This window comes from Burkholderia sp. Ax-1720 (assembly GCF_011753035.1).
Taxonomy (GTDB): domain Bacteria; phylum Pseudomonadota; class Gammaproteobacteria; order Burkholderiales; family Burkholderiaceae; genus Burkholderia; species Burkholderia gladioli.
In genome coordinates, this window is sequence record NZ_VWWK01000197.1 from 1 (window position 1) to 12,059 (window position 12,059).

General features: G+C 66.2%; 8 protein-coding genes. 3 read left to right on the plus strand and 5 right to left on the minus strand.

Annotated elements, in window-relative coordinates:
* Positions 1 to 298: 298 nt before the first annotated feature.
* From fusA to F3J18_RS31895, 4 genes are all read right to left on the minus strand, one after another.
* On the minus strand, positions 299 to 2,410 hold the full coding sequence (gene fusA, locus F3J18_RS31880) for an elongation factor G (RefSeq protein ID WP_025098186.1): 2,112 nt from the start codon (positions 2,408 to 2,410) through the stop codon (positions 299 to 301).
* Between the two features lie 412 nt (positions 2,411 to 2,822).
* A complete protein-coding gene (locus F3J18_RS31885; RefSeq protein ID WP_025098185.1) occupies positions 2,823 to 3,338 on the minus strand; it encodes a DUF192 domain-containing protein in 516 nt (171 codons plus the stop codon).
* Between the two features lie 196 nt (positions 3,339 to 3,534).
* Positions 3,535 to 3,738, minus strand: coding sequence for a hypothetical protein (locus F3J18_RS31890; RefSeq protein ID WP_013699156.1), 204 nt, complete (start codon positions 3,736 to 3,738; stop codon positions 3,535 to 3,537).
* Positions 3,739 to 3,994: 256 nt separating this feature from the next.
* Positions 3,995 to 4,573: a pseudouridine synthase gene (locus tag F3J18_RS31895; RefSeq protein WP_166916092.1), complete on the minus strand. Its 579-nt coding sequence runs from the start codon at positions 4,571 to 4,573 to the stop codon at positions 3,995 to 3,997.
* 235 nt (positions 4,574 to 4,808) lie between these two features.
* On the opposite strand from F3J18_RS31895, the gene icd reads away from it, so the two are divergent.
* Entirely contained in the window at positions 4,809 to 6,062 is a 1,254-nt protein-coding gene (gene icd / locus F3J18_RS31900) for an NADP-dependent isocitrate dehydrogenase (protein ID WP_025098183.1), read from the plus strand.
* A 168-nt stretch (positions 6,063 to 6,230) separates the two neighbouring features.
* Positions 6,231 to 8,459, plus strand: a complete 2,229-nt coding sequence (locus F3J18_RS31905; RefSeq protein WP_025098182.1) for an NADP-dependent isocitrate dehydrogenase — start codon at positions 6,231 to 6,233, stop codon at positions 8,457 to 8,459.
* A 183-nt stretch (positions 8,460 to 8,642) separates the two neighbouring features.
* On the opposite strand, the gene F3J18_RS31910 is transcribed toward F3J18_RS31905, so the two are convergent.
* Positions 8,643 to 8,870 (minus strand): hypothetical protein, encoded by a 228-nt coding sequence (locus F3J18_RS31910; RefSeq protein ID WP_013699152.1) that lies wholly within the window; start codon positions 8,868 to 8,870, stop codon positions 8,643 to 8,645.
* A gap of 659 nt (positions 8,871 to 9,529) precedes the next feature.
* Between F3J18_RS31910 and F3J18_RS31915 the strand changes: the two genes are divergently transcribed.
* Positions 9,530 to 11,923, plus strand: a complete 2,394-nt coding sequence (locus F3J18_RS31915; protein WP_166916094.1) for an ATP-binding protein — start codon at positions 9,530 to 9,532, stop codon at positions 11,921 to 11,923.
* Positions 11,924 to 12,059 lie beyond the last annotated feature (136 nt).

Sequence of the window (12,059 nt, forward strand, 5' to 3'; positions counted from 1 at the left end):
CGGCGGCGGCCAAGGCCTTCGACGTGGTGCAGGCGATCGCCTCGGAGCCGGCGGCCGGGCAGGCCGCGGCCGCTTCGCGCGAGCCGCCCGCGCGGCGCTGAAGCACGATGCTGAAGTGCGACGCGCCCCGGCGAGCCCGCCGCCATCCGCTTCCCGAGCCGGTTGCTGCATCGACCGCCTTGCCGCCGCGGCGCGCGAAATAAAAAGCCCGTCCACCAGGGACGGGCTTCGGAATTCGGGGCGCCGCCCGTGAGCGGCGCCCCATGTCGATCAGCGGGCCAACCTCAGCGGGCCGACCTCAACCCGCCTTCGACTTGATCACGGCTTCCGAGACGTTGTTCGGCGTTTCCGCGTATTGCTTGAACTCCATCGTGTAGGTGGCGCGGCCCTGGGTGGCCGAGCGCAGCGAGGTCGAGTAGCCGAACATCTCCGAGAGCGGCACCTCGGCGCGCACGATCTTGCCGCCGCCGCCGGCGATGTCGTCCATGCCCTGCACGATGCCGCGACGGCTCGACAGGTCGCCCATCACGTTGCCCATGAAGTCCTCGGGCGTCTCCACCTCCACCGCCATCATCGGCTCGAGCAGCACCGGCTTGGCGCGGCGCATCGCTTCCTTGAAGGCCATCGAGCCGGCCATGCGGAAGGCGTTTTCGTTCGAGTCGACATCGTGGTACGAGCCGAAGGTCAGGTGCACCTTCACGTCGACCACCGGGTAGCCCGCCAGCACGCCGGCCTTCAGCGTGTCGGTGATGCCCTTGTCGACGGCCGGGATGTACTCGCGCGGAATCACCCCGCCCTTGATCTCGTCGAGGAACTCGTAACCCTTGCCCGGGTTCGGCTCCAGCGTGATCACGGCATGCCCGTACTGGCCGCGGCCGCCCGACTGCTTGACGAACTTGCCCTCGACGTCCTTCGCCTCGGTGCGCACCGTCTCGCGATAGGCCACCTGCGGCTTGCCGACCGTGGCCTCGACGCCGAACTCGCGGCGCATCCGGTCCACCAGGATTTCCAGGTGCAGCTCGCCCATCCCGGAGATGATCGTCTGGCCCGATTCCTCGTCGGTCTGCACGCGGAACGACGGGTCCTCCTGCGCCAGGCGGTTCAGCGCCAGGCCCATCTTCTCCTGGTCGGCCTTGGTCTTCGGCTCCACCGCCTGCGAGATCACCGGCTCCGGGAATTCCATGCGCTCCAGGATGATCGGCGCGTTCACCGCGCACAGCGTGTCGCCGGTGGTCGCGTCCTTCAGGCCGACCGCGGCGGCGATGTCGCCCGCGCGCACTTCCTTGATTTCCTTGCGCTCGTTGGCGTGCATCTGCAGGATCCGGCCCAGGCGCTCCTTCTTGTCCTTGGTGGCGTTGAGCAGGGTGTCGCCCGACTCGATCACGCCCGAGTAGACGCGGAAGAAGATCAGCTGGCCGACGAAGGGATCGGTCATGATCTTGAAGGCCAGCGCCGAAAACGGCTCGTCGTCGCTCGGATGGCGCTCCGCCGGCTTTTCCGGGTCGGCATAGTCATGGCCGAGGATGGCGGGCACGTCGACCGGCGAGGGCAGGTAGTCGATCACGGCGTCGAGCATGGCCTGCACGCCCTTGTTCTTGAAGGCGCTGCCGCAGAGCATCGGCACGATCTCGTTGGCGACGGTGCGCTGGCGCAGCGCCGCCTTGATCTCGTCCTCGGTCAGCGAGTCGTGGTCGGTCAGGTATTTCTCCAGCAGTTCCTCGCTCGATTCGGCGGCCGCCTCGACCATCTTCTCGCGCCATTCATGGGCCAGCTCGCGCAGGTTTTCCGGAATTTCCCCGTATTCGAACTTCACGCCCTGGCTCTCGTCGTCCCACAGGATCGCCTTCATCTTGACCAGGTCGACCACGCCCTGGAAGTGATCCTCGGCGCCGATCGGAATCTGGATCGGCACCGCCACGCCCTTCAGGCGATCGCCGATCTGCTTCTGCACGCGGAAGAAATCCGCGCCGACGCGGTCCATCTTGTTGACGAAGGCGATGCGCGGCACCTTGTACTTGTTGGCCTGGCGCCAGACGGTTTCCGATTGCGGCTGCACGCCGCCCACCGAGTCGTAGACCATGCAGGCGCCGTCCAGCACGCGCATCGAGCGCTCGACCTCGATCGTGAAGTCGACGTGCCCGGGGGTGTCGATGATGTTGATGCGGTGCTCGGGATAGTTGCCGGCCATGCCTTTCCAGAACGCGGTGGTCGCGGCCGACGTGATCGTGATGCCGCGCTCCTGCTCCTGCTCCATCCAGTCCATCGTGGCCGCACCGTCATGCACTTCGCCGATCTTGTGGCTCACGCCGGTGTAGAACAGGATGCGCTCGGTCGTCGTGGTCTTGCCGGCGTCGATGTGAGCGCTGATCCCGATATTCCGATAGCGCTCGATGGGGGTTTTGCGGGGCACGTGAACCTCCTGGTGGTTCCTGGACTAACGGATCGGCCGAGATTGACCGGTCCGGGACTACTTTTTCGAGATTTCAAGCATAGCCTGTGCTCGTGGCTTTTGCAGGTGGGGATCGCGGGCCGGGATTCAAGCGGGGGCGCGAAACCGGGCGGGCGAGGCAGGCAGATGGCCGGAAAGCCGCATCTGGCGTGCCGCGGCGGGCGATGCCCGGGGGAAATTCAGGGGGAATTCGGAGGGATTCGGCGAGGACGCGGCGGCGCCGGACGAGGTTTCGGCCCGGGCATGAGCCCCGGGCCCGCGTGCGCCGCGCGAGATTTCAGACCCGCCGCGCGCGATCGCGGCGGCAGACTGCAGCTGTATACAAGGACTACAGGGACGACGAGGGGCTACAAGAACGTCGCGCCCGCCGCGCTCACTGCTGTTGCGGCTGCGGCAGGCCCTCGAGCTTCATGCCCGGCTTGATGCCCTTGGCCGTGAACCAGCCCTTGCTCATTTCCAGCGCATACACGCCGTTGTTGCGCGGGCAATGGTTGTCGGTGGTCTCGGCCTGCATCTCGTCGATGTCGGTGACGGTGCCGTCGGCGCGGATGAAGGCGATCGACAGCGGGATCAGCGTGTTCTTCATCCAGAAACAATGGACCGCGTTCTCGTTGAAGACGAACAGCATTCCCTCGTTCGGCGCGAGCTGGCTGCGATACATCAGCCCCTGTTCGCGATCGGCCTCGTTGGCGGCCACGGCCGCGTCGATCACGTACATGCCGGCGCGCAGCTTCACGCGCGGGAACTCGCTCGGCTGCTTCGCGCCCGGCGGAATGCCGTTCGATTGCGCGAGGGCGGGCGCGATGCCGCCGGCGGCGAACGCGAGCGCGACGGGAACCACGGCAAGGCGCACGAGGCGGGACAGCGAAGAGCGCGGGGAGAATCGCACGACGGAACTCCTGAACGGGTAATCGAGGGCTGCATGGTACGCGATGCGCGCGCGCCGGTGCAGCAGGGATGCGCGCCTCGAAGCCCGCTGAAAGCTTCGCGGCCAAAACAAAAAGGCAGATCGCCTCGCGGTGATCTGCCTTTCAACGGCACGGGAGCCGGGTTGCCGGCCCCGATGCTGTTTACAGCCTGCTTACTTAGTTCGAAGCAGCTGCCGGTGCTGCTGCGTCGCTTGCAGCTGCCTTCTTCTTCGAAGCGTGCTTCTTCGTTGCGTGCTTCTTGTGCGTTGCCTTCTTGGCCGGTGCCGAAGCGGCTTCCGGAGCAGCGGCCGGAGCCGAAGCTTGTGCGAATGCAGCCGTTGCGAACAGGCCAGCGACCAGAGCGGCGATCAGTTTGTTCATCTTGTGTTTCCTCAGCTTTAGTTAATTAACCAAATGACCCGGCATAGGAGTCAATTCGTCTAACGAGGCCATCCACCTTTCGGTTGACAGACGCGACAGGAAATTTTTCCTGGCGCTGCGGACACGGCTGCGGGCGGCTTCGGTCTGGAAGGACCAGGCTTACCGCGGCTTGGCGCCAATGCCGGATAGCTTCGGTCGGCATCTGCGTCTGATAACGGGTGGTCGAGAGGATCGGTTGACGCACGTCATGAAACTTTCATGCGTGGGGCGCAAAACCGTCCCAGGGCGCGCGCGGCGGCAGCGCGAGCGTGTCACCCGGTGCAAGGCCCAGCGCGAACAGGTCGAGCGCGCCGATGCCCACGCGCACCAGGCGCAAGGTCGGGTAGCCGACCGCGGCCGTCATGCGGCGCACCTGGCGGTTCTTGCCTTCGGTGATCGACAGCTCGATCCAGGTGGTGGGGATCGCGGCGCGAAAACGCACCGGCGGATTGCGCGGCCACAGCGTCCCGGGCGGTTCGACGTAGTCGGCGCGGCAGGGGCGCGTCACGTAATCGCCGAGATCGACGCCGCGCGCCAGTGCCTTGAGCGTGGCGTCGTCGGGCGCGCCTTCCACCTGCGCCCAGTAGCGCTTGACCAGCTTGTGACGCGGTTCGGCGATGCGCGCCTGCAGCGCGCCGTCGTCGGTGAGCAGCAGCAGGCCTTCGCTGTCGGCGTCGAGCCGCCCGGCCGGATAGACGCCGGGCGTGCGCACCCAGTCGCCCAGCGAGGGGCGGGTTTCGTGCGCCGAGAACTGGCAGATGGTGCCGAACGGCTTGTTGAGGGCGATCAGGGGCATCGAGGGAGCGGGCGCGGGGCGGGCCGCGTCGTGTGGCAAATGGCGGAATCTTAATGCATAATACGGAACGCCAAGTCTTTTGTCTTATATAAGACTTGATGGTCGTCGGCAGCCGCGCGCGTTGCTCGCGCCGCCTTGCCCGGTCGGGGCGCTAGAATAGCGGCCAAGGTTTTCTGTGCATCAGCCAGGCAACTACACGCTTTCCAATCAGCCCAGCCATTCACTGGAGTCGACCATGCCGTATCAGCACATCGTGGTTCCGGACGGGGGTGACAAGATCACCGTCAATCCGGATTTGACGCTCAACGTGTCGGATCAGCCGATCATCCCTTACATCGAGGGCGACGGCTGCGGCGTCGACGTCACGCCGGTGATGCTGAAGGTGGTCAACGCCGCGGTGGAGAAGGCCTACGGCGGCCAGCGCAAGATCCACTGGATGGAGATCTACGCGGGCGAGAAGGCCACGCGCGTCTATGGTCCCGACGTCTGGCTGCCCGAGGAGACGGTCGAGGTGGTGCGCGACTACCTGGTCTCGATCAAGGGCCCGCTCACCACGCCGGTCGGCGGCGGCATCCGTTCGCTGAACGTCACGCTGCGCCAGGAACTCGATCTCTACGTCTGCCTGCGCCCGGTGCGCTACTTCAAGGGCGTGCCCTCGCCGGTGCGTGCCCCGGAGAAGACCGACATGGTGATCTTCCGCGAGAACTCGGAAGACATCTACGCCGGCATCGAATGGCCGGCCGATTCGGAGCAGGCCAAGAAGGTGATCCGCTTCCTGCGCGAGGAGATGGGCGCCAAGATCCGCTTTCCCGACAGCTCCGGGCTCGGCATCAAGCCGGTCTCGCGCGAGGGCACCGAGCGCCTGGTGCGCAAGGCGATCCAGTACGCGATCGACCACGACCGCAAGTCGGTCACCCTGGTGCACAAGGGCAACATCATGAAGTACACCGAAGGCGCGTTCCGCGACTACGGTTACGCCCTGGCCCTGAAGGAATTCGGCGGCGAGCTGATCGACGGCGGCCCCTGGGTGCGCGTGAAGAACCCCAGGACGGGCGCCGAGATCACCATCAAGGATTCGATCGCCGACGCCTTCCTGCAGCAGATCCTGCTGCGCCCGGCCGAATACGACGTGATCGCCACGCTGAACCTGAATGGCGACTATATTTCCGATGCACTGGCCGCGCAGGTCGGCGGGATCGGCATCGCGCCGGGCGCCAACCTGTCGGATTCGGTGGCGATGTTCGAGGCCACCCACGGCACGGCGCCGAAGTACGCGGGCAAGGATTACGTGAACCCGGGCTCGGAAATCCTGTCTGCCGAGATGATGCTGCGCCACCTCGGCTGGACCGAGGCGGCCGACCTGATCATCGCCGCGATGGAAAAGTCGATCCAGCAGAAGCGCGTCACCTACGATTTCGCGCGGCTGATGGAGGGCGCGACGCAGGTTTCGTGCTCGGGCTTCGGCAACGTGCTGATCGAAAACCTGTAAGCAAGCCCAGCGGTATCGCCGGAGCGATCCGGCCACCCCGGCGCGCGGCCGATGTCGCCGGGGCAAGAAAGCGGTTCGTCGGCCCTGCATTCGCGGTTGGTTAGATCGCGGCCCGGTTGGTTCGCTGTCAGCGATCTTCTGTCAATTTCTCGGTTCCAAGCATCAAACATGTCCACGTCCAAGATCATCTACACCCTCACCGACGAAGCTCCGGCACTCGCGACCTATTCGCTGCTGCCGATCGTCAAGGCCTTCACGCATTCGTCGGGCGTCGACGTCGAAACGCGTGACATCTCGCTGGCCGGCCGCATCATCGCCGCCTTCCCCGAGGCGCTGACGCCCGAGCAGAAGATCAGCGACGACCTGGCCGAACTCGGCCAGCTCACGCTGCGCCCGGAAGCGAACATCATCAAGCTGCCGAACATCAGCGCCTCGGTGCCCCAGCTCAAGGCCGCCATCGCCGAGCTGCAGGCGCAGGGCTACAAGCTGCCGAACTACCCCGACGAAGCGGGCAACGACGCCGAGAAGGACGTCAAGGCACGCTACGACAAGATCAAGGGCAGCGCCGTGAACCCGGTGCTGCGCGAGGGCAACTCGGACCGCCGCGCGCCGCTGTCGGTCAAGAGCTACGCCCGCAAGCACCCGCACAAGATGGGCGCCTGGACCGCCGATTCGAAGTCGCACGTCTCGAGCATGAGCGAGGGCGATTTCTACGGCAGCGAGAAGTCGGCGCTGATCGGCACGGCCGGCAACGTCAAGATCGAGCTGACCACGGCCGACGGCACCAAGAAGGTGCTGAAGGAAAAGACCGCCGTGAAGGCCGGCGAGATCATCGACGCCTCGCTGATGAGCCGCGCCGCGCTGCGCAGCTTCCTGGAAGCGCAGGTCGCCGACGCGAAGGCCAAGGACGTGCTGTTCTCGGTGCACCTGAAGGCCACCATGATGAAGGTGTCCGATCCGATCCTGTTCGGCCAGGTGGTTTCGGTGTTCTATGAAGACGTGCTGGCCAAGCACGCCGACGCGCTCGCCAAGATCGGCTTCAACCCGAACAACGGCATCGGCGATCTCTACGCGCGCCTGAAGGACCTGCCGGCCGAGACGCGCGCGGCGATCGAAGCCGACATCAAGGCCCAGTACGAGAAGCGCCCGCACCTGGCGATGGTCAACTCGGACAAGGGCATCACCAACCTGCACGTGCCGAGCGACGTGATCGTCGACGCCTCGATGCCCGCCATGATCCGCGACTCGGGCGGCATGTGGGGCGCCGACGGCAAGCTGCACGACGCCAAGGCCGTGATTCCGGACCGCTGCTACGCGGGCGTGTACCAGGCCGTGATCGACGACTGCAAGCAGCACGGCGCGTTCGACCCGGTGACGATGGGCAGCGTGCCCAACGTCGGCCTGATGGCGCAGGCGGCCGAGGAATACGGTTCGCACGACAAGACCTTCCAGATCCCCGCCGACGGCGTGGTGCGCGTCACCGACGAAGCCGGCAACGTGCTGCTCGAGCACACGGTGCAGACGGGCGACATCTGGCGCATGTGCCAGACCAAGGACGCGCCGGTGCAGGACTGGGTCAAGCTGGCCGTGAACCGCGCGCGCGCCTCGAACACGCCGGCCGTGTTCTGGCTCGACGCGAACCGCGCCCACGACGCGCAGATCATCAAGAAGGTCGAGCAGTACCTGAAGGATCACGACACCAGCGGTCTCGATATCCGCGTGCTGCCGCCGGTCGAGGCGACCCGTTTCTCGCTGGATCGCATCCGCGCCGGCAAGGACACCATCTCGGTGACCGGCAACGTGCTGCGCGACTACCTGACCGACCTGTTCCCGATCATGGAGCTGGGCACCAGCGCCAAGATGCTGTCGATCGTGCCGCTGATGGCCGGTGGCGGCATGTTCGAGACGGGCGCGGGCGGCTCGGCGCCCAAGCACGTCCAGCAGTTCAACGAGGAAGGCTTCCTGCGCTGGGATTCGCTGGGCGAATTCCTCGCGCTGGCCGCCTCGCTGGAGCACCTGGGCAACCAGTACCACAACCCGAAGGCGCTGGTGCTGGCCAAGACGCTCGACCAGGCCACCGGCAAGTTCCTCGACGAGAACCGTTCCCCAGCACGCAAGGTGGGCGGCATCGACAACCGCGGCAGCCACTTCTACCTGTGCCTGTTCTGGGCCCAGGCGCTGGCCGCGCAGACCGATGACGCGGAACTGGCCGCGCAATTCGCCGGCGTCGCCAAGACGCTGACGGAGAACGAGGCGCGCATCGTCGAGGAACTCGGCGCGGCGCAGGGCAAGCCGGTCGACATCGGCGGCTACTACCGCCCGAACGTCGAGCTGACCAGCAAGGCGATGCGCCCGAGCGCGACGCTCAACGGCGTGGTCGACGCACTGGGCAAGTAAGCCGGGCGAGTGCCCGGCGCCGATCGATCGCGTGCCTTTGCGATAACCGGCGCCGGACGAAACACGGCGCGCGAGGTGGGGTTCACCTTGCGCGCCGCGGCTTGTGTCGATAGCCGGGATGCCGGCTGTCGACCGGGCGAAGCGGGAGGCCCGCGCAGCGATGCGCGCGCCTCCCGCTGCCGTTTACACGTGGACGATTTCCCAGTCGTCGAGCTGGCCCGGGATATCGAGCGTGGACGTATCGACTTCCTCGAGCGTCGGGCAGTTCACGCCGCGCGCCAGGTAGTCGACCGCGTGCTCGGGGCTCTGGAATTCACCGAGCGAGTCGTTGCCGAAAGTGGCTTCCCAGCCGTCGTTGCCCGGCAGGATATAGAACGATCCCTGGTCCGATCCGTAGCGAAATCCTTTCATTTCATCCTCCGCCTGCTAGTCAAAAAGAATCCGGTGTGTGACGGTCATCGTGGGTGGCGCTGTCTGCCTGCCTGCGAAACCGTCGATCCATGGAAACCAGTCTACGTGTGCGCCGAATCCGGATCGAGCCCGTAGAGGCCTCGTTCCAAACAAAAATAAACCAATAAAAACAATGACTTGAAAAATATATTTCGCGATGCGCAACGCTGTGCGGCATTGCGAAAACGCCGATTTGTGCCCCGCACCACGATTTTTTACGACACGCGGCAACGTTCCGTATCGTGAAATTTTCGGGGTTCAGGGCGAGGACGGGACGGCCGACACGAAAAACCGAGGCGGGAAGCGCGGGCGAACGGGGGAGAGGAAGGGGGAAACGAGAGGAGAAATGGACCCACGGGAGCTGGGCCCGAGCAGGCTGCGGACGATCCCGGAGAGCAGCCCGAAAACGCGATCCGGCCGGGAGTTAACGGCATCGTTTCGACGATCTTTAGGCTTCCTCCGGGATATCACGTGGAAATTGTCCATTTCGATACCGAATTTCGGAGGGTCATCGTTCGGTCATATCGCGGTCGCCATAATGCGCCCGCCCGCCGATTCGTCCGATAGTTCGAACGGACGGGCGGGCCGACACAAAACACATGGCTGCTACGGGGATTCACATGACCATCCGACATCGCATTACGTTGCTTGTCGCGCTGATGTTCGTCGCGCTGGCGGCGATCGGCGGCTACGCCGTTTATCAGGCGCAACGCAGCGCGGCGAGCGTTCGTCAGGTGACGCAGGGCGTGGTGCCCAGCGCGCTCGCATCTTCTGATCTCGTCGCCGACGTCAAGGACGTCCAGATCGCGACGATGACGCTCATCTACGCGCCCGACGCCGCCATGGCCTCGCAGGCGCGCGCCGAACTCGACGCGAAGGAAGCGTCGCTGAACACCGCGCTCGACGCGCAGGGCCGCTCGGCGGCCAGCCACGCCCAGGCCGGGCTGGTCGACCAGGCCCGCGAGAGCCTCAAGAATTACTTCGACGCGATCCATGACACCGCCAAGATGAAGGCCGACGGCAAGGCCGAGCTGGCCCAGGCCAACCTGTTCGCCAACGTCGCCCAGTATCGCGACGAGCTGGAGGGCATCATCGAGACGCTGCGCATCGAGAAGAACCGCCAGAAGGACGAGGCGATCTCGACGCTCAACGGCATGCTCGCCACCACCACCATGACCATCTCGGCGGTGGCCGGGGTGGTGATCATCGTGCTGATCGCCGTCGGCCTGATGCTCTATCGCCAGATCGTGCGCCCGCTCGGCCGCATGCAGGAGATGATGAGCGAGATCGCCGCGAGCCAGGACTTCACGCGCCGCGTGCCGGTGGGCCGGATGGACGAGATTGGCCGCTCGATCGTCGCCTTCAACGGCATGATCGAGACGATCCAGCGCAACGCCGCCCAGCTCAAGCAGCGCACCGCCGACATCCAGGCGATGCTGCAGAACATGCAGCAGGGCATCCTGACCATCGTGCCCGGCGGCACCGTGCATCGCGAGTACTCGGCCTTCCTCGAGCGTATCTTCGAGACCGGCGATATCGCCGGCCGCCCGGTGATGGAGCTGGTGTTCGCCGATTCCGACATCGGCTCGGACGGCCGCGCGCAGATCGACGCGGCGATCGACTCCTGCCTCGGCGAGGACGGCATCAACTTCGAGTTCAACCAGCACCTGCTGGTCAACGAGATCGGCAAGCGCATGCCGAACGGCAGCGAGAAGCGCCTGGACCTGTCCTGGTCGGCGATCACCGACGAGACCGGCACCATCGTGCGCCTGATGCTCTGCGTGCGCGACGTCACCGAGCTGCGCGCGCTGTCGGCGCAGGCCAACGAGCAGCGCCGCCGCCTGGAGATGATCGGCGAGATCCTGGCGGTCAGCCAGGACAAGTTCCACGATTTCGTCGAGAGCGCCACCGGCTTCCTGCACGAGAACGAGCGCATCATCCGCCAGCACGAGCGCGCCGACAGCTCCGCGCTGGCCGAGCTGTTCCGCAACATGCACACCATCAAGGGCAATGCGCGGACCTACAGCCTGCAGCACCTGACCAACATCGTGCACGAGGCCGAGCAGGTCTATGACGAGCTGCGCAGCGCCGAGGCCGCGCGCGCCTGGGACCAGCACGAACTGATGACCGACCTGGCGCGCGTGCGCGAGGCGCTCGACCACTACGCGACTATCAACAGCGTGAGCCTCGGCCGCCGCGGCCCGGGCGCCGCGGTCGAGCCGGATCGCTACCTGGTGGTGGAGCGCCGCCGCATCCACGAGAGCCTGCGCCTGCTCGAGGCGGCCGATCCTTCGGATCCGCACGATTGGCTGAGCATGCGCGATTCGGTACGCGACACGCTGCGCCTGCTGGGCACCGAGACGCTGGGCGAGATGATCGCCGGCGTGACCGATTCGCTGCCTGCGCTGGCGCGCGACCTGGGCCGCGCCGAACCGCTGGTGCGCATCGACGACAACGGCTACCGCGTGCGCAGCGAGGCGGCGGGCGTGTTGAAGGACGTCTTCATGCACCTGCTGCGCAATGCGCTGGACCACGGCATCGAGCCGGTCGAGGCGCGTCGCGAGATCGGCAAGGCCGAGGCGGGCACCATCGACATCGAGGTCGGCGTCGACGCCGGCATGCTGCAGATCACCGTCAGCGACGACGGCCGCGGCCTGGCGCTGGAGCGCATCCGCAGCATCGCCGCCGAGCGCGGCTGGCTCGACGATCCGGCCGTGGCCGGCAACGACGAGGCGGTGGCCGCGCTGATCTTCCGCCCCGGCTTCTCGACCGCCAGCACCGTCACCGACGTGTCGGGCCGCGGCGTGGGCATGGACGCGGTGCGCAGCTTCGTGGTGCGCGCCGGCGGCAGCATCGCGCTGCGCTTCACCGACGATCGCCAGGGCGCCGCCTATCGCCGTTTCCAGACCATCGTCAGCCTGCCGGACCGCTTCGCGGTCGACAGCGTCGGCATCGTGGTCGAGGGCGGCGAAGCGCCGGTGCGCGACGCGGACCGGGCAATCGATCGGGCGTGACGGGGTCTTGATGATGCAAGCAGAAGTTCTGGCGGCCGTGTTCGCGATCGTCGCGGTGGCGGCGATCGCGGCGGCCGTGGTGCTGCGCCTGCGCCTGGCCGGCGCGCGCGACGAGCTGCGGCGCGGCCTGGCCGAG